The following is a 21,589-nucleotide window of genomic DNA, read 5'->3' on the forward strand; positions in this document are numbered from 1 at the left end:
ACCGCAGGGAGGGATGTCGGTCACAGGGCGTGACCGGCATCCCTTCCGCTCACTGGACGCAGGGTAGTTGCCATGCCAGAGGCATCCTCACTGTTCACCCGGCTCGAGTACCGGCTTGCGCAGCAGCTGTTCCACACTCGCTGGCTGCCCCGCTCGCCGCGTACCCAGCGCCTGACCATGCATCTCTTCCAGCGCTGTGCCGATGCCGGGCACCGGGCGGCGCTGTCGCAGTATGGTCACATGCTCTTCCACCGTGGCGTCAGTCCCCAGGACAAGGCCCGCGGGGCCCGCTATGTGCTCGAGGCCGCCCAGGCCGGGGATGCCAAGGCCCAGTACCAGGCCGGGCAGATCCATGAGCACGGCTGTGCCCAGTATCCTCGCCGGGACGACCACGCCGTGACCTGGTACGCGCGGGCCGGCGAGGCGGGCCATCCCCTGGCGGCCTCCCGCCTGGCCCGGGCCTATCGCCTCGGCGAGCTGAGCCTGCCGTTGGATGTCGAGAAGGCCGGTCACTGGCAGGCCCTTGCCGACCGCCTGGCCGGTTTCGCCGGGTCGCTGGATTCCGATGCGTCGGGCGCCGCTTCACTGGACAGGGCCGAAGGCGAGACGCGACACTAGGCCTTCGCCGCGACGGCATCGGCCACTTCGACCAAGGACTCTCCCGCCCGTGACGCTACCCACACTGCTGGATATCGAGGCGTCCGGCTTCGGGCGCGGCAGCTACCCCATCGAGGTGGGCCTCGCCCGCGCCGATGGCAGCACCTGCGCCTTCCTCATCCAGCCGCTGGACGAGTGGACCCACTGGGACCCCAAGGCCGAGCTGCTGCACGGCATCAGCCGCGGGCGTCTGCAGCGCGAGGGGTATCCGGTCCGCCAGGTGGCCCGCTGGCTCAACGACGAGCTGGGGGAGATCGGCATCGCCTACAGCGACAGCTGGGGCTACGACAACACCTGGCTGTCGCTGCTCTTCCATCATGCCGGCATGTTGCCGGCCTTCCGCCTGGAGGCCCTGCGCATCCTGCTGAGCGAGCAGCAGCAGGCGCTCTGGAGCCGCACCAAGGAAGCGATCATCGGCGAGCAGGGCATCCACCGCCATCGCGCCGGAGAGGATGCCCGCCTGCTGCAGCTCACTTACCAGCGCACCCTCGAGCTCACCGCCAACACCTGAGAGCCATCAGGCGCCTGCAGGGCGCGGATGGCTGCCGCTCAGTTCTCACCACTAGCCACTCGGCTCTCGCTTTTCGCCACTTGCCACTCACGTCTCGCCGCTGACCGAGAGCAGAACCTTGCCGATATTGGCGTCGTCCTGCACATGCGCCTGGGCGGCCTCGGCCTGGTCGACCGGCCAGCTGCGGTCCACCAGGGGGCGCAGCTGGCCGCTGGCCAGCCGGGGCCAGACATGCTCGCGCAGGGCCGCGAGGATGGCCCCCTTGGCCTCGGGCGGCCGGGCACGCAGGGTCGAGCCGATCAGCCGCTGACGCTTCATCAGCATCCGCCCCAGGTCGAGCTCCGCCTTGCGTCCTCCCATCAGCCCGATCAGCAGCAGGCGGCCGTCGGCATTGAGCACCCGCTGGTTGTCGGCCAGGTAGCTCGCGCCCACCGGATCGAGGATCACGTCGGCGCCTCCCCAGGTCTTCACCGCCTCCACGAAGCTGCCGTCATGGCGGTTCCAGCCGGCCTCGGCACCGAGCGAGCGGCAGGCCTCCAGCTTGGCCTGGCTGCCCGCGGTGACGAAGCAGGGGTGGCCGAAGGCGCGACACAGCTGGATGGCGGCGGTGCCCACCCCGCTGGCCCCGGCATGCAGCAGGACCCGCTCGCCGGCCGCCAGGCCCCCTTCCATGAAGAGGTTCAGCCAGGCAGTGGCGAACACCTCCGGCAGCGCCGCCGCCTCGCGCAGGCCGATGCCCTCGGGCAGGGGCAGCACCTGGCGCTCGTCCACGACCACCTCCTCGGCGTAGCCGCCGCCCTCGAGCAGCGCGCAGACGCGATCCCCGACGCCGAGCCCCTCGACGCCCGGTCCCGCCTCGGTGACGATGCCGCTGACCTCCAGGCCGAGGATCCCCGAGGCCCCGGGAGGCGGCGGATAGTGGCCGGCGCGCTGCATCAGGTCCGCCCGGTTCACGCCTGCCCAGGCCACGCGCAGGCGGACCTGCCGGTCGCCGGGGCCGTCGGGGGCGGCCTGGGTCGTCCAGCGCAGCCGTTCCCCGTCGTTCTCGATGGCTTGCATGGAAGACTCCTTGAAGGGGTGGAAGGGGGACCGGTCAGTCGCCGCTGGCCAGCCGGGCCTCCAGGGCGTCCAGCAGGTCGGCGGGTTCGGTGGCATCGATCAGCGCTGCCCGGGTGCGGCCATTGAGGAAGCCCTGTTCCACGGTGCTGTCGAGGAAAGTCAGCAGCGGGGCATAGAAGCCGGCGGTATCGAGCACGCCGATGGGCTTGTCGTGGAGGCCGAGGTACTGCCAGGTCCAGGTCTCGAAGAGCTCCTCCAGGGTGCCGATGCCGCCGGGCAGGGCGATGAACGCATCGGCATGGGCGGCCATGCTGGCCTTGCGCTCGTGCATGTTGCGCACCCGGACCAGCTCGGTCAGCCCATGGTGGGCCTGCTCGCGCTCGACCAGGTGGTCGGGCATCACGCCGATGGCCTCGCCACCGGCCGCCATCACGGCATCGGCCAGGCGACCCATCATCCCGACGCGGGCGCCGCCGTAGACCAGCCCATGGCCGCGCCGGGCCAGTTCGTCCCCGAGCCGTTGCGCGGCCTCGAGGAAGTGCGGGTCACGGCCCTCCCGGGACCCCAGGTAGACGCAGAATCTCGACATGCTTTCCTCCTTGGCCAGGCCCTCATCCTAGCGGCTCGGGCCACGGCGCCGGAAGTCCCGGCCCGAAAACGCGAAGGGCGCCCTGAGGGCGCCCTTCGAGGTCGTGATGGCCGGCTCAGCGCGCGTCTGCAGCGTCGCGCTTGATGGCCTGGCGCAGCAGCTTGACGCCCACGCCGCCGATGACGAGCATGCTGGCGATCAGCGCGAGACTGGCAATCACATGGGTATCCAGGTACATCCGGGGTTCTCCTTTTATCGTAGGTTTATCGTCAGGGTGGTGCCGTTGGGGGAAGTGCCGGGGTCACGACAGGCAGTCGGCGACCCCGTAGTGCTCGTCGAGCCACTGGCCGATGACGTTCTCGCCGCACAGGTGGTGGGCATACTGGGTATGCAGGCAGCGGACCTGGTCCCGGTTGGCGATGCCGCCGATGCCGCGCTCGGTGAGGACGCGATCATACCCGAGGCGGAAGACCTCCGCCCGCTGGGCCTCGCTCATGAAGTCCCAGCGGGCCGCCACATAGGCGTCATGGCTGCGGTGATAGGCGGCGAGGAAGTCGGGGTCCTCCTGCAGGCGGGTCTCCAGCTGCTTGATCACCCCGGCGGCCTCGATGTGCGAGATCTCGACCTTGAGGCGCTCCGAGCAGAGCCAGTAGAGCGTGGGGAAGGGCTTGCCGTCGACGATGGGGGCCATGCGCAGCACCAGCGGGGTGCCCTCGCCGTCGGTGGCGGCCAGGGCCTCGATGCCGCGGGGCGCACGGCCGAGCTGCTCGGCGATGATGGCCAGCTGGCGCTCGTCAGGGGCCTGATCGGTTCGGATCACCATCGTCGTCGTCCCGTACAAACTTGGTCGAGTGCCCCACGGCCAGGAAGAAGGCGCGATTGAGCTGCTCGGGGGTCGGCACGTAGCGCCATTCCCGCTCGCAGTACTCGCCGGCCCTTGCCATCAGCACGTCATAGAGGCGATTGAACGGCGCATCATAATCGTAAGGGTCGGCGCCGAACAAGCGGATGTGCGGATAGTCGGCGAAGCGCGCGAGGAAGTAGCGCTTCAGTTCGGCCTCGACGGCACGGTGCCGAGGGGTGTCGTCCGGGTCCAGCCAGAGGGTGTAGCGGATGGCCATGGGAGCTCCCGTCGGTTGATGGCTGCCTTGCTGTGACAGCGGGGGGGCCGGGTTTGTCCCGGGCTGGCTCAGCGCCTGGCCAGCGGGGCCTCGCGGGCGCCGGTCAGGCGGAGCAGGTCGCCGGGGGCGAGGCGGATCTCCAGCCCCCGCCGGCCGCCGCTGACGTGGATCGCCTCGAGGTTCGAGGCGCTGGCGTCGAGGAAGGCGGGCAGGCGCTTTCGCTGGCCCAGCGGGCTGATGCCGCCCACCACGTAGCCGGTGGTTCGCTCGGCCTCGGCGGGGTCGGCGAGACCGGCCTTGCGCCCCCCGGCGGCCCGGGCCAGGGCCTTGAGGTCGAGCTGGGCCGAGACCGGCACGATGGCCACCACCAGGCGGCCGTCGTCCAGGCGGGCGAGCAGGGTCTTGAATACCTCGTCGGGGGAGAGGCCCAGGGCCCGGGCGGCCTCCTCGCCGAAGGCGGGGGTGCGAGGGTCGTGCTCGTAGCTGTCCAGGTGGAAGGCCACGCCGGCCTTCTCCAGTACCTTCACTGCCGGGGTCATGCGTCTGCCGGCTCCTCCTGGCGGTGGGCCTCCAGGGCCTCGCGCAGTTCTCCCTCGATGGGAATGGCCTGCTTGGTGTCGTGGTCGAAATGCACCATCACGGTGTGGCCGAGGTTGGTCAGCTTCCCGTCCTGGCGGGCCTCCTGGCTGACCGTGAAGGAGCTGTTGCCGAGCCGCGAGACATAGGTGCGGATCTCGATCTCGCGGCCATACTGCAGCTCGGCCCGGTAGTCGACCTCCATGCGCGCCATGATCAGCCGCCACTTGCGCGGGTCCAGGTCCGGCGTGAAGAGGCGGAAGAGGTCGTTGCGGGCCAGCTCGAACCAGGCCGGCAGCCGGGTGTTGTTGACGTGGCCCAGGGCATCGGTGTCGTAGAAGGCGGGTTCGACGGTGCGTACGAACATCGGCGGGTTCCTTGTGATTGTCTCCGGAGGGACAGCTTTGCCCCGAGCAAGCGCTCGGTCAAGTGCCGGCGCCGCGGCGACTCGCCTGGCGCGCCCTCCACCATGCCTGCAGGCGGGTCCAGGCCAGCAGCCAGGCGGTGGCGGTGGCGAAGCCGGCCAGGGTGCCCATGACCAGCCCGAGGCGCTCGTAGGTGAGCGAGATGCTCAGGGCATAGCAGAGCAGCGCGCCGAGCCCAGCCGGGTAGTGCTTGATCACCGTGGCCACCGGCGCCGCGCCGTGGGTCAGGTGCAGGATCACCAGGAAGGGGTACATGGTCACGGGGAAGGCGGCCATGACCCCGGCCCAGGCGGACGGCACCACGTGGGCCAGGCCGGTGATCAGGAAGATGATGCCGGCGGCCAGGCCGGCTCGCAGGCCCAGCGCCGACCAACCGAAGCCGCCCCGAGGGGCGATGGCGGCATCCGGCACCCGCCGGTAGAGCCGCAGGAAGACGACGATGGCGACCAGGGTGGTGAGCGTGCCGGTCAGCCGCGTGAACTCCACCTGGGTCAGCACGAGGCTCGCCGCCAGCCAGGCGACCAGGCCTCCCGCGCTGCCGGCGAGCACGCCGGCCAGGCCGTCGCGGCGGGCGCACAGCAGGTAGCCGCCGCCCAGCGCCAGGGTGGCGCTGAAGCCCGCCAGGGTGTGCACGGCGCTCTCGGTGGCGAAGGCCGGCGAGATCTCCAGGCCGATGAAGAACAGCGCGATGGCGGTGCCCAGGGGATAGCCGGAGAGCAGGCCGGCAACGCGGGGGCTGACCCGCTCGGCGATCATCGACAGGCCGAGCACCACGCCGATGGAGACCAGCAGCTTGGCCAGCTGCCACGTCAGGGGAACGTCCATGGGATATTTCGAGTCCTTGTCATGTTGGAACGATGGGCATTTCGGGAGGCTCGCCATGGCCGGTCATGATCTCACGCCCCCGCCGCGACCCGAGGCCTGCGAGCTGTGCGGGCGAGCGGCACCGCTGACGAAGCACCACCTGATCCCCCGCGCCCTGCACGGCAAGCCGCGCTATCGGCGCCGCTTCGACCGGGCCGAGCGGCTCACCGCCATCCTCTGGCTCTGCCATGCCTGCCACAAGCACATCCATGCGGTGCTGGGCGAGCGGGAACTGGCCGACTACTATCGCAGCCGCGAGGCCCTGATGGCCCACCCGCAGATCCAGACCTTTGTGGCCTGGCTCTCCACCAAGCCGGACGGCTTCCGGCCCAAGAAGCGGGCGGCGCGGCGAGGCTAGCGGCGCTCAGACCAGCCGCAGCCCCTTGAGGTCGGTCCAGGCGGCCTTGAGCGCCACGGCCAGCGGCTCGCGCAGGTGGTCGGGCAGGGCTCGCTGGGCGGCCTCCACGGCCTCGAAGTCGCGGTTGCGCAGCCAGCAGTAGGCCCAGGCGCAGGCCTCGTCGTCGCCGGCCGGCAGGGGACGGGCGGGCATCTGCACCAGCAGGAAGGTCGCGGTGCGCGCCGCCCACAGCGGCGGTTCCTCGCCGTCGGCCTCGCTCCAGGCGACGAGGGTTTCGCCGTCCGGGGTCTCCTCCGGGAGGCCGATCCGTGTCACCCGGGCGGTCTCGGCGAGTAGCAGCGCCAGGCGGTCGGGATCGCCCTGGCCCAGGGTGAGCCACTGCCCAACCAGGGCGGGCAGGCCGCGGCGCACCTTGGCATAGAAGCCGTCATGGGGCATGGTTTCTGTCATCTTGCTGGCCTTCTGAGAGCGGGAACTGCACATGGAATTCGATTTTGCCACGCCCGTCGAGCGTCGCCACCCCTCGGGCGGCCCCTGGCCCTCGCAGAAGTGGCATCGCTACGGCGAGGAGGTGCTGCCGCTGTGGGTCGCCGACATGGACTTCGCCTCGCCGCCGGCGGTCATCGAGGCGCTGCAGGCGCGGGTAGCGCACGGCGTCTTCGGCTATGGCCTGGTGCCCGACTCGCTGCGCGAGAGCCTCTGCGCCTGGAGCGTCGAGCACTACGGCTGGACCATCGAGCCGGGCTGGCAGCTCTGGCTGGCGGGCGTGGTGCCGGCCCTTCACCTGGCGAGCCTGGCGCTCACCGAGCCGGGGGACGGGGTTCTGACCGTCACACCCATCTATCCGCCGTTCCTGCGCGTCGCCGAGCGCACCGGGCGCCTGCCCCAGCAGGCGGCCCTGCAGGCGCCGGGCGCCCCGGGGGGGCGCTGGTGGCTCGACCTCGAGGCCCTGGAGGCGGCGATCACCCCCGAGACCCGGCTGCTGCTGTGGTGCCAGCCCCACAACCCCACCGGGCGAGTCTGGACGCGCGAGGAGCTGGCGGGGCTGGCCGAGCTGGTGGAGCGCCACGACCTGCTGGTGGTCTCCGACGAGCTGCACTGCGACCTGCTGCTGGACGAGGGGGCCCGCCACACGCCGCTGGCCGCCGCCTTTCCCGAACTGGCCGCTCGCACCCTGACGCTATGGGCGCCCTCCAAGACCTTCAACCTGGCGGGGCTCACCACGGCCTGTGCGGTGATCCCCGACGCCGGGCTGCGTCGGCGCATGGCCGCGGCGGCCCGGGGGCTGCAGCCCGACGGCAACGTGCTCGGGCTGGTGGCCGCCGAGGCGGCCCATGCCCATGGCGACCCCTGGCGGCAGGCGCTGCTCGAGGTCCTGCGAGGCCATCGTCGGACCCTGGTGGACCGGGTGGCCGGCTGGCCGGGGGTGGCCATGAGCCCTCCCGAGTCCACCTACCTGGCCTGGCTGGACCTTCGCGAGGCACCTGCCTTGCAGGGGGGCGAGTCCTCTCCCCAGCGTCAGCTGCTGGAACGGGCGGGGGTCGCGCTCTCCGACGGCGCCGACTTCGGCTGGCCAGGGTTCGCCCGCCTCAACTTCGGCACCACGGCGACCCAGCTGGAGGCGGCCCTGGCCCGGCTGGATGGCGAGCTCAAGGGCTGACTCGCGGCAGGCCATCGCCGGGGCCCAGACGGCAATGGCCGCCCCGGGGGGGGGCGGCCATCATCGACGGGAACCGACGTTCCGGTCCGGGCTCAGTAGAGCAGGGCGAAGAGCTTGCGACGGTAGGCGACCGTCAGCGGATGATCCGCCCCCAGGGCGTCGAAGCCCTGCAGCAGGGTGCGGCGGGCGGCATCCTCGCCGTAGGCCCGGTCGCGCTTCATCAGGCCCAGCAGGGCCTCCAGTCCGGCCTCGTAGTGGCCATCGGCCAGCTGGCGCAGGGCGCGCTTGAACTGCGCCTCGCTGTCATCGCGGTCGCCCAGGGCGGCCAGTTCCTCGGCGGAGGGCGCCTGCTCGCCGAATTCGATGCTGGCGCGCACGCCGCGGGCCGGGGCGGCATCCCGCTCTTCCGGGGGCAGGTTGTCGAGCAGCGCGCGGGCCTGCTCGGCCTCGCCTTCGGCCACCAAGGCGCGGGCCAGCTCCACCTGATAGGGCGTGTGCTGGGGATACTGCTGCACCAGCTCCTGGTAGAGGGCGCGGGCGGTGGCGGCGTCACCGGTGGCCAGGGCCTCGGCGGCCTGGTCCTCGGGCGTCTGCGGGGCCTTCTCCGGAGCCGGGAAGTAGCGGCCCAGCCACTCGCGGATCTGCTTCTCCGGCAGGGCGCCCTGGAAGTGGTCGACCAGGCCGCCCTGGCTGACCAGCTTGACGTCCGGCACCGAGCGCACGCCGAGCTGGCCGGCGATCTCCCGGTTCTCGTCGACGTCGAGACGGCCCAGCAGGAAGGCCCCGTTGTATTCCCGTGCCAGCTTTTCCAGGACCTGGCTCAGCTGCCGGCTGGCCTCCTCGGCCGGGCTTCGGCAGTCTAGCAGGACCGGGACCTGCATCGAGGTCTCGAGCAGCTGCTGGATGTTGCCGGCATCGACATCGAGGATCATGTCGGCACTCTGGTCGCCGGAGGGCCCGGCCTGGGACTCGCCGGCGGAGAGGTCGTCGGTGAGCGGCTCACCGGTACGGGGGTCGACGATGGGCATGATCGCTAGCCTTGCGTGAGGATGAATTTGCTCTACAGATGCGGGTGATCGCCCGTGACTTCAAGGGGGTGGGCCTGTGGTGCGACGAATATGGCGCGTGATCTCCGGCATGGCGGTGGTGCTCGCCCTGCTGCTGGCCGGGCCGCTGTGGATGCTGGCCAGCGGCGAGGTGGACCGGGGCGGCCACTGGTCCTCGGCCAGCCGTGCCCCGGCCGGCCTGGCGCCGTCCCCTGCCGAGGCCTCCGAGGCGGTGGTACAGCTCTACGCGGCCAGGGCCTGGGGATGGCGCGGGGCCTTCGGGGTGCATACCTGGATCGCGACGCGGGACGCCGGGGCCGAGGCCTGGCGCATGCACCATGTGCTCAGCTGGCGCCGTCCGTCGCTGGTCTCCCGGTCGACCGCCACGCCCGACCGGGCCTGGTACGGCAGCGCGCCCACGCTGCACGCCGACTACCGTGGCGAGGCGGCGGCGGCGATGATCGGCCCGATAGAGGCCGCGGTGGCGGCCTATCCAGCGCCCTCGACCTATCGGGCCTGGCCAGGGCCCAACAGCAATACCTTCATCGCCTGGCTGATCCGGGAGGTGGACGGGCTCGAGGCCGCGCTGCCGGTGACGGCCGTGGGCAAGGACTACCTGCTGGAGGGGCCGCTGGCAGAGGCGCCGGGTGGCCTCGGCGTCACCGCCTCCCTGGTCGGCCTGCTGGGGGTGACCCTGGGGCGTGACGAGGGGCTCGAGCTCAACCTGCTGGGCCTCTCCCTGGGAATCGATCCGCGACGCCCGGCGCTCAAACTGCCGGGCATCGGCCGGCTGGGCATGGCCCCCGCCGTCAAGGGGCGGGGCGAGGGGTGAGGCTGGCAAGGAACACGAGCCGATGACCTTCCCGGAGCTGTCGAGAGCCGAGCCCGACGGGCTGCCGGAAGGTTCTGCCTCAGGCACGAAAAAGGCCAGCACCTTTCGGTCCTGGCCTCTCTCTTGAATTTGGCAGCGGGGACCGCTGAACCTGAAACGACAGGGAACCGATGACCTTCCCGGAGCTGTCGAGAACCGAGCCCGACGAGCTGCCGGGAGGTTCTGCCCCGGGTACGAAAAAGGCCAGCACCTTTCGGTCCTGGCCTCTCTCTCAAATTTGTCAGCGGGGACCGCTGAACCTGAAACGACAGGGAACCGATGACCTTCCCGGAGCTGTCGAGAACCGAGCCCGACGAGCTGCCGGGAGGTTCTGCCCCGGGCACGAAAAAGGCCAGCACCTTTCGGTCCTGGCCTCTCTCTCAAATTTGGTAGCGGGGACCGGATTTGAACCGATGACCTTCGGGTTATGAGCCCGACGAGCTACCAGACTGCTCCACCCCGCATCAACGTGAGGCGTATTCTACCGATCCTTCGCCTTTAGTCAAGGAGCGATTTGAAACGCTCGTCCCGAGACCGCTCCCTGGTCCATACTCATCTCGCGTCATCACTTTGACAGCCCAGCACCGCATTATGTTAAGGCTGGTGGTGGCCATCTGGTCGCGCCAGACATGATGTCATCCAAATAAGGGAGTAATAGCCTATGACAACTCAAGCACCCGTCGCCTGGGTCACCGGTGGTACCGGAGGCATCGGCAGCGCCATCTGCCGCGAGCTGGCCTCACAGGGCTACATGGTGGTTGCGGGTTACCACAACCCGGAGAAGGCCAAGACCTGGCTGGAGACCCAGAAGTCCGAGGGCCTCGACAACATCGACATCGCCGGGATCGACCTGGTCGACTACGATGCCTGCGTGAAAGGGGTCAAGGAGATCGAGGAGAAGCACGGTCCGGTTGCCGTGCTGGTCAACTGTGCCGGGATCACCCGGGACGGCACGCTGAAGAAGATGTCGCCGGAACAGTGGAGCGAGGTCATCGACACCAACCTCAACAGCGTCTTCAACACCTGCCGCAGCGTGATCGAGAGCATGCTCGACAAGGGCTACGGCCGGATCATCAACATCTCTTCCATCAACGGCCGCAAGGGCCAGTTCGGCCAGGTCAACTACGCGGCGGCCAAGGCGGGCATGCACGGCCTGACCATGTCGCTGGCCCAGGAGACCGCCACCAAGGGCATCACCGTGAACACGGTCTCGCCCGGCTACATCGCCACCGACATGATCATGAACATTCCGGAGAAAGTGCGCGAGGCCATCCGCGAGACCATCCCGGTCAAGCGCTACGGCACCCCCGAGGAGATCGGTCGCCTGGTCGCCTTCCTGGCCGACAAGGACCAGGGCTTCATCACCGGCGCCAACATCGACATCAACGGTGGCCAGTTCATGGGCTGATCGCCCGACCACCGCAGGATACGGGCCGCCGGTGACCCCGGTGGCAGACACGAAAACGCGAGGCCACGGCCTCGCGTTTTCGTGTCGGTAGGACCTCTGTTTGCTCAGGCCGGAGGCAGTTCGGCGAGGCTCTCGAGCATCCGGTCGAGTTCGCCGACCTCGCGCTCCCACAGTCCCTCGGGCATCGGGCCGTTGGCGAGCAGCTCGCCGAGGATCTGGTGGAGCTCCTCGGTGCGGGAGATCTCCTGGCCCATGTTCTCGTTGAGGCGCTCGACCTGGATCGCCAGGCGCAGTGGGTCGTCACGCTGATGGACGTGACCGCCGGCCAGCAGGGAGAGGTGGGCCCGCAGGCGGGAGAGCCGCTCCTCCGCCTCGTCGGTGGTGCCGGCCTGGCGGGCGGCATTACGGCGTTCATGGGCGCGTCGCAGCTCGGCCGGCAGGTCGAGGTCCTCGGGCAGGGGGACCTCCTCGATGGCGCCGCCGGCCAGCCGCCGGGCATCCGCCTGAAGGTGGGCATTGAGCAGAGGGCGAATGGCCTGCCAGCGGTGGGCTTCCTCGGCCAGGGCCAGGCGGTCCAGTCGCTCGCTGCGGGCCCGCACGATGCCGTTCCAGCGGCGACGCATGCCCTCGGTGCGCCGGCCGGACGGCAGGGGTTCCAGCGCCGAAGCCTCGCGGACGGCCTCGTCCAGCACGTCGGCCTCGCGGCTCCGGGAGGGATGCCAGGCGTCCAGGCGGTCGATCAGGGCCTGCATGGCCTCCAGTCGGGCACGGTTGCGCTGGGCCTGGTCGTCACGGGCGGCTTCACGGCTGGCGAAGATGTCGTCGCACAGCGCGCGGAATTCCCGCCACAGGGCCTGCTCCTCGCCCTTGGGCGCCCGTCCCAGCGCCCGCCAGCGACGCTGCAGCGCCTTGGCCTGGTCGGCCCGCTTGCCCGGTGGCAGGTCGCGCGCCAGCAGCTCGCGGGTCTGTTCGATCAGTTCGCGCTTGGCCTCGGCGATCTCCAGGGCCCGCCGGTCGATCAGGGCCTGAAGCTCATGGAGGATGCGGCCGAAGCGTCGGCCGATGGGCTCGGCCTGCTCGCGGGGCACAGGGGCGAAGCGTCGCCACTGCTCCCGCGAGCGGTCGCGGATCTCGCGCAGCGCATCGGGGTCGGCCTCGTGGGCAGGCTGCTGGAGCAGCGTCTCGAGCTGCTCGCACAGTGTCTCCCGGGCTTCCAGGTTGCGCTGCCGCTCGGCCTGCTGGCGCTCCCGCCAGGGGGCCAGGCGTTCCTTGATGCGGTCGGAGGCGGCACGGAAGCGGGCGGACTGCTCGCGGTTCGCGGCGGCGTCCCCCAGGCTCTTCCACTCCTTGACCAGCTGGCGGTGGCGGCGGTCGAGCTCGGCCTCGGTCAGCAGGCTGTTCTCGGCCAGCTCGTCGATGGCCTGGCACAGCTGGTCGCGCTTGGGGCCGGCGACGAAGCCGCGCCAGTCGCGGAGTTCGGCAAGCCGTGCCGCGAGGCGCTTGAGTCGCGCCTGGTCGGCATCCGGCAGGGGCAGCTGCTCGGCCTGCTGGCGCAGGCGCTGGTGGAGTCGGCTGGCGCCCTTGAAGGCGCCGCTCTCCAGCAGGCCCTCCAGTTGGTCCAGCTCCTCGACGAACCGCGCAAGCCTTGCGTCGAGGTCCCCGTCGTCCCGAGGCGTCTTCCTGGCCAGCCGTTCTCGGGCTCGTGCCAGCAGCGGCGCCGGTGTCAGGCCGTCCGGCCAGCCGCAGGCCTCGACCAGGGCCCTCAGGCGATCCACATCCCCCTCGGCCATGGCCGCCTCGATGTCGCTGGCGCGTTCATCCAGGCGCACCCTGGCCTGGACGATCCGCTCGTAGTCGGCCAGGGCCTGGTCGTAGCGGCCGCGAAGCGCCTCGTCGGCCAGGTGCTGCTCGGAGAGCGCCTGCCAGCGGCTGGCCAGCAGGCGCTTCTGGGCGCGCAGGCTGGCGATGTCCTGATCGGTCAGATGCTCGCCCTGATGCAAGCCGTCGAGGCTCTCCTCCAGGGCCTCGACCAGGGACTCCCGGGTCTGGTCGGCACTCTCCCGACGACGATCGTCGGCGTCCCGGGCATGTTCCTGGGCCTCATGGTCGCCGATGACCTTGCGACAGCGCTGGCAGGCATCCTGATAGCGCCGCTCCTGCCGGGCATCCGCCAGGTCGCGCATTCGCGACCACTCCCGCATCAGGTGGCGGAAGCGCCCGGCATAGAGCGGCTCCCAGGGGCCCTGGGAATGTTGCTCGAGCTTGTCCAGAAGGGCCTCGCGCTCCGTTCGGGCCGCCTCCAGGGAGGCGGCGTCGGCGCGCAGCCGGTTGAGGCGTTCCCGGGCCCCGCGGGCCACCTGGCGGTCACGGCGGGCCTCCTGGGCCAGTCGGGCGAGGCCGGCCTCGCTCTCGACCCGGGCGGCGGCGGCGTGGCGGACGGCGGCGATGCCGTTGTCACAGGCCTGGCGGATCAGGTCCTCCTCCGCCTCGAGGCGGGCCAGGGCGGCGAGGCGCAGCTGCTGGTTGTCGCCCTGCAGGGCCAGCTCGTTCAGCAGCGCCCGGTCCTCGAGTCGCTCCACCAGCGCGGTACGCGCCGGCAGGTCGTGGTGGCCGCGGCGGCCGGCGAGCAGGGCGATCAGGTGCGCTCGGAGCTCGGGGGAGGCGTCCCCGTCCCGGTACAGCGCCAGCAGGCGCTCGGGGTCCTCCATCGTCTCCAGCGCGGCCAGGCGGACGCCGGGGTCGGGGTCCCGGGCCAGCTGCTCAAGGGTGCGGCGCTGGTCCTCGCTGGAGGGGTCGAGACGTGACACGGCCTGGCGGCGGACCTCGGGATCCGGGTGTTTCCAGCGCGGGGCGAACAGGCGGCGGAGGAGTCCTGACATGGGGCATCCTGACGAGAGCGCTCCCGGGCGGAGCGCAAGATGATCATTGTTGTCGGTGGAGGCGGCGCGGAGCCTGGGTCTATAGTATCTAAGCACGTGACGCGCCAGCAGAAAAGTCTGTGCGGCGGCAGGGTGTGGCCGCCTGGAGACACTGACATCGCGCCTCGATGACCTTATGATCAGTTGCAGGGTGGCAGCCACTCGCTTAGCTTTGGTGCTGTACCCGACCATCACCCGACGTGGAGTTCGGCAATGAGTCTCAAAGTGGACAGGGACAGTATGGCCTTCACCTTCAAGGGAGGGATGCTGCCGATGACGGTCATGGAACTGACCAGTGCCGATCCCGAGCGCATCCGCGAGCAGCTGGCGGGCAAGCTCAGCCAGTCACCGGCCTTCTTCCAGCATACTCCGGTCGTGCTCAACGTGGAGAAGCTCGACGAACCCCATCTGGCCCTGGAGCGCATCTGTGCGGTGTGCCGGGCCCACAAGCTGTTGCCGGTGGCGGTCCGGGGTGGGCCGGATCCGGTCAAGCAGTCGGCCTGGGCCCTGGGCCTGGGCTGGTTCCCCCCCCAGGAGGCCTCGCGCCCCCGTCCCCTGGAGAGCGTGGCCGACGATGCCGAGTCCCCGGTCGAGGCCGAGGTGGACGAGCCCGTGGTGGTGGACGACGCGCCCGACACCGTGGCGGCCAGCACCGCGGGGGGGCGCATCTACCGCGGCACGGTACGCTCCGGCCAGCAGGTGACCGCCCCCGAGGGCGACCTGGTGGTGGTGGGCGCGGTCAATGCCGGGGCCGAGGTGCTGGCCGCCGGCAGCGTGCATGTCTACGGAGCCCTGCGCGGGCGGGCCCTGGCCGGTATCCATGGGGACGTCAAGGCCGGTATCTTCTGCCGTGAACTGCATGCCGAGCTGCTCTCGGTGGCCGGCAACTACAAGCGCCTCGAGGACATCGACCCGCGCCTGCTGGGCACCACCGTCCAGGTCCAGCTGTTCGACGGCCAACTGGGCATCAAGCCGCTGGGCTGATGCCGGCCAGCAGAGTGGCGGCAGCGTTCACGCCACCATTCCCTTTCATCACGACAAGACAGGATGTGACACTTGGCCAAGATCATCGTTGTGACCTCCGGCAAGGGTGGGGTCGGCAAGACAACCAGCGCAGCAGCCATCGCCACGGGGCTGGCGCTGCGCGGCAAGAAGACCGTGGTCATCGATTTCGACGTGGGGCTGCGTAACCTCGACCTGATCATGGGGTGCGAGCGCCGCGTGGTCTATGACCTGGTCAACGTGATCCAGGGCGAGGCGGGGCTGAACCAGGCCCTGATTCGCGACAAGCGGGTCGACAACCTGCATATCCTCCCGGCCTCCCAGACCCGCGACAAGGACGCCCTGACTCAGGAAGGCGTCGAGAAGGTGCTCGACACCCTGGGCAAGGATTTCGACTTCATCATCTGTGACTCCCCGGCGGGCATCGAGCGCGGCGCCCAGCTGGCCATGTACTTCGCCGACGCGGCGATCGTGGTCACCAACCCCGAGGTCTCCTCGGTGCGCGACTCCGACCGCATGCTCGGCCTGCTGGCGTCCAAGACCCGGCGTGCCGAGCGCGGCGAGGACCCGATCGAGGAGCATCTGCTGATCACCCGCTACAACCCGAGTCGCGTCGACCTGGGGGACATGCTGAACCTGGAGGACATCCGCGAGATCCTGGCCATCGACCTGCTCGGCCTGATCCCCGAGTCGGAGGCGGTGCTGCGGGCCTCCAACCAGGGGATCCCGGTCACCCACGATGACAACAGCGATGCCGGCCAGGCGTATGCCGATACGGTGGCCCGGCTGCTGGGCGAAGAGGTGCCGCTGCGCTTCCACGAGTACCAGAGGAAAGGCCTGTTGAGCCGCATGTTTGGAGGAGTCCGCCGGTGAAGTTGCTCGATTTCCTCAAGCGAGAGCGCAAGAAGTCCGCGTCGGTCGCCAAGGAGCGGCTGCAGATCATCGTGGCCCATCAGCGCACCCAGCGGGGACAGCCTGACTACATGCCGCTTCTGGAAAAGGAGCTGCTGGAGGTGATCCGCCGCTACGTGCAGATCGATGACGACGCGGTCAACATCACCCTCGACAGCGAAGACAACTGCTCGGTGCTGGAGCTCAACGTCACCCTGCCCAAGGCCTGAGCGAATCGCCCGGGCGTGCCCAGGGCGGAACCGCGCCGGGCGTGTCCCTGATGGCCGATGGGCCGCCCTGAGCGTTCTTGACGAAAAGCCCGGCGGCTGAGTCGCCCGAGGGGCTGTGGTAGGCTGGGCCCGTGAATCCACGCCCTTCGGAGAGCTCCCGCCCATGGCGCAGTCGCAAGCCGCCCCACAGACCTTCCTGTGGCACGACTACGAGACCTTCGGCGCCGACCCGCGTCGCGACCGTCCCTCCCAGTTCGCGGCCATCCGTACCGATGCCGAGTTCAACGAGATCGGCGAGCCGCTCGAGTTCTTCTGCAAGCCCGCCGATGACTTCCTGCCCCACCCCCAGGCCTGCCTGATCACCGGGATCACGCCGCAGCAGGCCCGCCGCCGCGGGCTGACGGAGGCCGACTTCGCCGGCCGCATCGAGGCGGCCATGAGCGAGCCGGGCACCTGCGCCCTGGGCTACAACAGCCTTCGCTTCGATGATGAGGTGAGCCGTCACCTCTTCTACCGCAACCTGCTCGATCCCTACGCCCGGGAGTGGCAGAACGGCAACTCGCGGTGGGACCTGATCGATGTCATTCGCGCCTTCCACGCCCTGCGCCCCGACGGGATCGAGTGGCCGACGCGCGACGACGGCGCCCCGAGCTTCAAGCTGGAGCACCTGACCGCCGCCAACGGCATCGCCCATGCAGGGGCCCACGATGCCCTGGCGGATGTCCGCGCCACCATCGCCCTGGCGAGGCTGCTGCGCGACTGCAACGCCCGGCTGTTCGACTACCTGCTCGGCCTGCGCGGCAAGCGTGCCGTCTCCCGGCAGCTGGACCTGCCCGGTCGCAAGCCGGTGCTGCACATCTCGCGGCGCTATCCGGCCAGCCGCGGCTGCAGCGCCCTGGTGATGCCGCTGGCCGAGCACCCCTCCAATCCCAACGGGGTGATCGTCTTCGACCTCTCGATGGACCCGGCGCCCCTGATGGAGCTGACCCCGGAACAGATCCGCGAGCGGGTCTTCGTCAGCAACGATGACCTGGCGGAGGGGACCGAGCGGATCCCCCTCAAGGTGATCCATATCAACAAGTGCCCGGTGCTCTTTCCGACCAGCGCGCTCAAGGATGTCTCGGGACCCCGTCAGGGCGACTACGGCGACATCGTCGAGCGCCTGGGGCTCGACCTGGCCGCGTGCCGTGAGCACTGGAAGCAGCTCGCCGCCCGTCCCGAGATCGCCTCCCGGGTCGCGGAGGTGTTCTCCGCGGCCCACCCCGAGCCGCCCCGGGACCCGGACCTGATGCTCTATTCCGGCGGCTTCTTCTCGCCGGCGGACCGTCAGCAGATGCAGCGGGTGCGCGAGACTGACCCCTGGGACCTGGTGGGGGCCCGCTTCGCCTTCCAGGACCCGCGGCTCGAGGAGATGCTGTTCCGCTTCCGGGCCCGCAGCTATCCGGAAACCCTGGAGAGCGAGGAGCTGGCGCGCTGGGAGGCCTTCCGCTGGGAGCGCATGAACGACCCGGCCGTCGCGAGCCTCACGCTGAAGGACTTCGCCCGCGAGATCGAGCGGCTCAATGCCGTCTCGCTGTCCGACCGGGACCGTCAGATCCTCGAGGAGCTGGTGATGCACGTCGAGGCGATGATGCCGCCCCAGGCCTTCGACTGACCAAGGGCCTCCTCTCTCTTCTGTAATTGCCCGCAGTGGTTGCCAACGAAAGCGCCCGGCCAAGATGGCCGGGCGCTTTCGTCTCGGGGTACCTGCCGCGGCTCAGTCGTCGTCCTCGGGAAGCGGTGCCAGGTGCCGGCTCAGGGCCAGCACGTCGCTGGCCTCGTCGCCCGAGTCGAAGCTGATCCGGGCGACGGCCGCCTCGCACAGCGTCGGCCAGGACTCGCGCAGCTCGTCGGCCGTCACCGACAGGACGCGTTCGGCGAGGCGGCGGTGGCGGTCGAAGCCGGTGTCGCCGTAGGCGAGGGCGCGCCACAGGCGATTGGTGCGCCCGGACAGGCTGGTGTCGCGCTGCATCAGGGCGTCATGCACGGCCTGCCGGTAGGGCGCCAGGTCATCGTCGCCGAGCGCCCCGAGGCGTTGGCCGAAGTCGTCCAGGAAGGCATCGATGCGGGCCTGGATCGCCTCGCTGTCGGTGTCGGGAGACTGTACCAGCAGGCTGATGCCGGGGGCGTCCAGCATGGGCGAGTAGCCGGCGTTGACCACGTAGCCCAGCTGCTCCTCGGTGCGCAGGCGCTGGTAGAAGGGGGTCTCCAGCAGCTGGCCCAGCACGGCCAGGAGCGCCTGGCTGTCCAGCGAGCGGTCCGGCCCCTGCAGGTAGCGCAGCACCAGCGAGTCCTCCCGGGTGGTGGTCGGGGTGAGCTCGGGCAGGTCCTCCGCCTGCAGGGGGACGAGGTCCGGGATAGCCTCGGTGGAGAGGGTCGGCGCGAGTGCCTCGGCCACCTGACGCGCCTCGCGCTCGGCGAGCTCGCGATCCAGGTTCCCCACCGCCATGGCTTCCAGATGCAGGTCGTCGAGTAAGCGCCGGCGGAAGTCGCGAAGGTCCTTGACCTCGAGGTCCTGGCTGGAGGCCAGCAGCGCCTCGGTGGGCCACTGCGGGCGGACCAGCGCCTCGGACAGGGTGCGGTGGGCCTGGCGATAGAGCGCATCCTGGGGCGCATTGCGCCATTCCCGCTGGAGGCGGTAGCGCACCCTGTCGAAGGTCGCCGCGTCGATCTCCCCTTCCCGCAGCTGCGTGACGACCCGTTCGATCAGGCGGTCCTGGCGGTCCCGCCAGCCGGAGAACGACAGGGTGATGCCGCGGGCATGGGCATAGGCCTCGAAGTGGTGGCCGGCCAGCCGCGCCGGATAGAGGGTCTCGTTGAGGCTGTCGACGAGCCAGCCGGCGAGCAGCCGGGAGAGCGCCGCCTCGCGGGCCTCCTGGCTGGCGGCGGGGTGCTGGAGGCTGAAGCGCCACTCCGCCTGGGGAGTGTCGAAGGTGGCGTCCGCCATGTGCCAGAAATCGAACCCCGTCTCGTCGATGCGCAGACCGGGCGCCTCGTCCTGCACGTCGAGCAGCTCGAGATTCTCGGCAATGTAGGGGTTGGGGGCGGGCAGGGCGATGCCGGGAAGCGGCTCGGCATCGCCTGCCACACTGACCTCGCGCCAGGGGGCGTCGAACCAGGGCGAGACCTCATCGCCCTCGACCTCGGGGCCGCTGTAGAGGCGCAGCAGCCGGTCGGGGCGCAGGCCATCGAGCCACTGCTCGATGAGCTCGCGGTCGAAGTCGCCCATGCGGTAGGGCGCGATGTTGACGTCCTCCAGGGGGTAGCGCGACAGGTTCATGGCCAGGCGGATGGCGTCGCTCTGCGGCGAGCCATGCTGCTGGAAGCGGAACTGCTGCTGGGCAAGGCGCGCCTCCTCCTCATGGCGCCATGACTCGAGGCCTGATTCGCGTATCCGGTCGATGGTGGCGAACAGGCTGGCCTGGATGCGTTCCAGCTGCCCGGCCCCCTCCGGGGTCAGGCTGATGTCCACGGTGAACAGCGCCTGGTGGCCGTCGCCACGGGACACGCCGGCGGAGAGGCCATCGGCCCACCCCGCCTCGCGCAGCGCCGCGAGCAGGCTGCCTTCGCCCTCGTGACCGAGCAGGTGCGCCAGGTAGTCGGCGGGCTTGTGGGGATAGGCGGTCTCGGGGTCCGGCACCGGGAACATGAAGCTGACCCGCTGGCTATCGCGGACCGACTGCATCCGTGCGCCACGGGGCAGGCGTTGCGCCTCGACCAGCGGTTCCTCGATGGTCGGCCGGGAGAGGCCGCGGTCGGGGACGGCGGTGAAGCGCTCGTTGACCAGCGCCTCCAGCTCATCGAGGGGCTGGGGCGCCACCACGGCCAGGTGCATGACGTTGGCATCGTAGTGCGACTCGTAGAAGTCGATCACGCGCTCGCGCAGGCTCGGTTCACCCTCCGGCCGGTCGGCGAGGGTCTCTCGGCTGCCCACGGAGAAGCCGGTGGCGGGATGGTCGGGATTGAGCAGCTGGTCGAGAACGTCCTGGGCTCGGCGGCCGTCGTCGCGCAGGCGCGCCTGGTACTCGGAGTGCACCACGTTGCGCTCGCTCTCCAGGCGGTCGGCATTGAACAGCGGGGCGACGAAGAAGCGGCTGAACCGATCCAGGGCGCCGGCCAGGGCGTCGGGCTCGATGTCGAAGAAGTAGTTGGTGTCCAGGGGCGCGGTGAAGGCGTTGTGGCTGCCCCCGTGTCGGCTCAGGTAGCCCTGGTAGGCATCGGACTCGGGGTAGGCGTCGGTGCCCAGGAACAGCATGTGCTCGAGGAAGTGGGCCAGGCCGGCGAGGTCCTCAGGGTCATGGGCGCTGCCCACGTCCACGTTCAACGAGGCGGCGGCCTTGTCGGCCTCCGGATCGCTGACCAGCAATACGCTCAGCCCGTTGTCGAGGGTCAGGGCGCGGTAGTCGCGGTCATCGTGGGGGCTGACCCGAGGAGAGACGGTCTCGTGCACGGCGTCGGCTCGGGCGGCCAGGCCCGTCAGCAGGGCAGTGGCCATGGCCAGCCAGACGAGCAGGCGGCCCGATTGGCGGCAAGGGGCGGGCAGGGCTTTGGTCATCATCGCTCCTGTTGAACGTGGTGGCGCAGCATGGGACCGGTGGGGTGGGCGCAGGTCGGATCCTGGTTGGCGGGATCATTGACCTTCCTTGATACCGTGAAGGCGCCCAGAAGTTCCCCGGGCGCGGGGCCGAGCAGGGCCTGGGCCTCGGCCGTCGGCGTCTGCGGATCGAGCCAGCGCAGGGCATCCCGCGGCTCGATCACCGCCGGCAGCCGGTCGGTAACGGGCGCCAGCAGCGCATTGGTGGGCACCGTGACCAGTGCCAGGGAGTCGTTGTACTGACTCAGGGTCGTGTGGAAACGGCACCAGATCCCCGCCAGCAGCAGCGGGCCGCGATCGACGCGGGTGATCAGGAAGGGCTGCTTGAAGCGCGGCTGAGGCTTCCATGCGTAGATGCCGGTGGCCGGCACCAGGCAGCGACGGGCGCCGAAGGCCTCGCGGAACATGGGGCGGCTCTGCAGTGCCTCGGCCCGGGCGCAGTGGGGAGCGTGATCGAGCACCTTCAGCCAGGGCGGCGTGAGCCCCCAGAAGGCCGACCCCAGCCGAGGCCTGCCGGCCTCCAGGCGGATGAGCGACAGGGGGCGACGTGGGGCCAGGTTGGCGCCGGTGATCAGCGAGGACTCGGCGACCAGGTCGGGCAGCAGGCGCTCGAGGTCGATGGGGGCGATGTGCAGTCGGCCGGCCATGGGGACTCCGGGTGGGTGGGGCGTCAGGGTAACCAAGTCGCCCGGGGGAGAAAAGTCGCGAACGCGTCGCGATCCTCCCGGCGACTTGCAACGTCATCGGTGTCGGATATCCTGTCGAAAACA

23 protein-coding genes and 1 tRNA gene are annotated in these 21,589 nt (G+C 70.1%); 10 read left to right on the plus strand and 14 right to left on the minus strand.

Going from position 1 to position 21,589, the window contains the following annotated elements:
* Nucleotides 1–72 precede the first annotated feature (72 nt).
* Together BOX17_RS09610 and BOX17_RS09615 are read left to right on the plus strand one after the other, a co-directional pair.
* Nucleotides 73–618, plus strand: coding sequence for a tetratricopeptide repeat protein (locus BOX17_RS09610; RefSeq protein ID WP_071944028.1), 546 nt, complete (start codon nucleotides 73–75; stop codon nucleotides 616–618).
* 49 nt (nucleotides 619–667) lie between these two features.
* Entirely contained in the window at nucleotides 668–1,168 is a 501-nt protein-coding gene (locus BOX17_RS09615; RefSeq protein ID WP_071944030.1) for a hypothetical protein, read from the plus strand.
* Between the two features lie 87 nt (nucleotides 1,169–1,255).
* On the opposite strand, the gene BOX17_RS09620 is transcribed toward BOX17_RS09615, so the two are convergent.
* From BOX17_RS09620 to BOX17_RS09650, 8 genes are all read right to left on the minus strand, one after another.
* Nucleotides 1,256–2,227: an NAD(P)H-quinone oxidoreductase gene (locus tag BOX17_RS09620; protein ID WP_071944032.1), complete on the minus strand. Its 972-nt coding sequence runs from the start codon at nucleotides 2,225–2,227 to the stop codon at nucleotides 1,256–1,258.
* A 34-nt stretch (nucleotides 2,228–2,261) separates the two neighbouring features.
* A complete protein-coding gene (locus BOX17_RS09625) occupies nucleotides 2,262–2,816 on the minus strand; it encodes an LOG family protein (protein ID WP_071944034.1) in 555 nt (184 codons plus the stop codon).
* 115 nt (nucleotides 2,817–2,931) lie between these two features.
* Nucleotides 2,932–3,054, minus strand: a complete 123-nt coding sequence (locus BOX17_RS17225; protein ID WP_279626218.1) for a hypothetical protein — start codon at nucleotides 3,052–3,054, stop codon at nucleotides 2,932–2,934.
* 63 nt (nucleotides 3,055–3,117) lie between these two features.
* A complete protein-coding gene (locus tag BOX17_RS09630; RefSeq protein ID WP_071944036.1) occupies nucleotides 3,118–3,639 on the minus strand; it encodes a DUF501 domain-containing protein in 522 nt (173 codons plus the stop codon).
* The gene (locus tag BOX17_RS09635) at nucleotides 3,611–3,937 is read right to left on the minus strand and encodes a hypothetical protein (RefSeq protein WP_071944038.1); all 327 of its coding nucleotides are present in this window, start codon (nucleotides 3,935–3,937) and stop codon (nucleotides 3,611–3,613) included. The genes BOX17_RS09630 and BOX17_RS09635 overlap by 29 nt, the downstream gene beginning before the upstream one ends.
* Nucleotides 3,938–4,005: 68 nt before the next feature.
* On the minus strand, nucleotides 4,006–4,476 hold the full coding sequence (gene ybaK, locus BOX17_RS09640; protein ID WP_071944040.1) for a Cys-tRNA(Pro) deacylase: 471 nt from the start codon (nucleotides 4,474–4,476) through the stop codon (nucleotides 4,006–4,008).
* The gene (locus BOX17_RS09645; protein ID WP_071944042.1) at nucleotides 4,473–4,880 is read right to left on the minus strand and encodes an acyl-CoA thioesterase; all 408 of its coding nucleotides are present in this window, start codon (nucleotides 4,878–4,880) and stop codon (nucleotides 4,473–4,475) included. Before BOX17_RS09645 ends, ybaK begins: the two co-directional genes overlap by 4 nt.
* Before the next feature lie 58 nt (nucleotides 4,881–4,938).
* The gene (locus BOX17_RS09650) at nucleotides 4,939–5,763 is read right to left on the minus strand and encodes a hypothetical protein (protein ID WP_071944044.1); all 825 of its coding nucleotides are present in this window, start codon (nucleotides 5,761–5,763) and stop codon (nucleotides 4,939–4,941) included.
* 55 nt (nucleotides 5,764–5,818) lie between these two features.
* Here BOX17_RS09650 and BOX17_RS09655 point away from each other — a divergent pair, with 55 nt between their 5' ends.
* Nucleotides 5,819–6,160, plus strand: coding sequence for a hypothetical protein (locus tag BOX17_RS09655; RefSeq protein ID WP_071944045.1), 342 nt, complete (start codon nucleotides 5,819–5,821; stop codon nucleotides 6,158–6,160).
* Nucleotides 6,161–6,166: 6 nt separating this feature from the next.
* Here BOX17_RS09655 and BOX17_RS09660 read toward each other — a convergent pair whose 3' ends face one another.
* Complete coding sequence (locus tag BOX17_RS09660; RefSeq protein WP_071944047.1) at nucleotides 6,167–6,598, minus strand: hypothetical protein; 432 nt, start codon at nucleotides 6,596–6,598, stop codon at nucleotides 6,167–6,169.
* 43 nt (nucleotides 6,599–6,641) lie between these two features.
* Between BOX17_RS09660 and BOX17_RS09665 the strand changes: the two genes are divergently transcribed.
* Complete coding sequence (locus BOX17_RS09665) at nucleotides 6,642–7,820, plus strand: MalY/PatB family protein (RefSeq protein WP_071944049.1); 1,179 nt, start codon at nucleotides 6,642–6,644, stop codon at nucleotides 7,818–7,820.
* 92 nt (nucleotides 7,821–7,912) lie between these two features.
* Here BOX17_RS09665 and BOX17_RS09670 read toward each other — a convergent pair whose 3' ends face one another.
* Nucleotides 7,913–8,848 carry a tetratricopeptide repeat protein gene (locus tag BOX17_RS09670; protein WP_071944051.1) on the minus strand — a complete coding sequence of 312 codons (936 nt, stop codon included), beginning with the start codon at nucleotides 8,846–8,848 and terminating at the stop codon, nucleotides 7,913–7,915.
* A gap of 79 nt (nucleotides 8,849–8,927) precedes the next feature.
* Between BOX17_RS09670 and BOX17_RS09675 the strand changes: the two genes are divergently transcribed.
* Nucleotides 8,928–9,698: a DUF3750 domain-containing protein gene (locus BOX17_RS09675; RefSeq protein WP_341853278.1), complete on the plus strand. Its 771-nt coding sequence runs from the start codon at nucleotides 8,928–8,930 to the stop codon at nucleotides 9,696–9,698.
* 426 nt (nucleotides 9,699–10,124) lie between these two features.
* On the opposite strand, the gene BOX17_RS09680 is transcribed toward BOX17_RS09675, so the two are convergent.
* A tRNA-Met gene (locus tag BOX17_RS09680) sits at nucleotides 10,125–10,201 on the minus strand.
* Between the two features lie 197 nt (nucleotides 10,202–10,398).
* Between BOX17_RS09680 and phbB the strand changes: the two genes are divergently transcribed.
* Complete coding sequence (gene phbB / locus BOX17_RS09685) at nucleotides 10,399–11,145, plus strand: acetoacetyl-CoA reductase (RefSeq protein ID WP_071944052.1); 747 nt, start codon at nucleotides 10,399–10,401, stop codon at nucleotides 11,143–11,145.
* A gap of 104 nt (nucleotides 11,146–11,249) precedes the next feature.
* Here phbB and BOX17_RS09690 read toward each other — a convergent pair whose 3' ends face one another.
* Nucleotides 11,250–14,024: a DUF349 domain-containing protein gene (locus BOX17_RS09690; RefSeq protein WP_071944055.1), complete on the minus strand. Its 2,775-nt coding sequence runs from the start codon at nucleotides 14,022–14,024 to the stop codon at nucleotides 11,250–11,252.
* A gap of 252 nt (nucleotides 14,025–14,276) precedes the next feature.
* Between BOX17_RS09690 and minC the strand changes: the two genes are divergently transcribed.
* The 4 genes from minC (at nucleotide 14,277) to sbcB (ending at nucleotide 17,840) form a co-directional block, all read left to right on the plus strand.
* Nucleotides 14,277–15,047 (plus strand): septum site-determining protein MinC, encoded by a 771-nt coding sequence (gene minC, locus BOX17_RS09695; protein WP_071944057.1) that lies wholly within the window; start codon nucleotides 14,277–14,279, stop codon nucleotides 15,045–15,047.
* 72 nt (nucleotides 15,048–15,119) lie between these two features.
* The gene (minD, locus tag BOX17_RS09700) at nucleotides 15,120–15,938 is read left to right on the plus strand and encodes a septum site-determining protein MinD (protein WP_071944059.1); all 819 of its coding nucleotides are present in this window, start codon (nucleotides 15,120–15,122) and stop codon (nucleotides 15,936–15,938) included.
* On the plus strand, nucleotides 15,935–16,186 hold the full coding sequence (gene minE, locus BOX17_RS09705) for a cell division topological specificity factor MinE (RefSeq protein WP_071944062.1): 252 nt from the start codon (nucleotides 15,935–15,937) through the stop codon (nucleotides 16,184–16,186). The genes minD and minE overlap by 4 nt, the downstream gene beginning before the upstream one ends.
* 163 nt (nucleotides 16,187–16,349) lie before the next feature.
* Nucleotides 16,350–17,840 (plus strand): exodeoxyribonuclease I, encoded by a 1,491-nt coding sequence (sbcB, locus tag BOX17_RS09710; RefSeq protein WP_071944064.1) that lies wholly within the window; start codon nucleotides 16,350–16,352, stop codon nucleotides 17,838–17,840.
* 102 nt (nucleotides 17,841–17,942) lie between these two features.
* Here the strand turns inward: sbcB and BOX17_RS09715 are convergent, their stop codons facing one another.
* Both BOX17_RS09715 and BOX17_RS09720 read right to left on the minus strand, forming a co-directional pair.
* Nucleotides 17,943–20,780 (minus strand): insulinase family protein, encoded by a 2,838-nt coding sequence (locus BOX17_RS09715; RefSeq protein WP_086830728.1) that lies wholly within the window; start codon nucleotides 20,778–20,780, stop codon nucleotides 17,943–17,945.
* Nucleotides 20,780–21,466 (minus strand): SOS response-associated peptidase, encoded by a 687-nt coding sequence (locus tag BOX17_RS09720; protein WP_071944068.1) that lies wholly within the window; start codon nucleotides 21,464–21,466, stop codon nucleotides 20,780–20,782. The genes BOX17_RS09715 and BOX17_RS09720 overlap by 1 nt, the downstream gene beginning before the upstream one ends.
* Between the last annotated feature and the right edge of the window lie 123 nt (nucleotides 21,467–21,589).

Origin of the sequence: Halomonas aestuarii (assembly GCF_001886615.1) — a bacterium.
Classification (GTDB): domain Bacteria; phylum Pseudomonadota; class Gammaproteobacteria; order Pseudomonadales; family Halomonadaceae; genus Halomonas; species Halomonas aestuarii.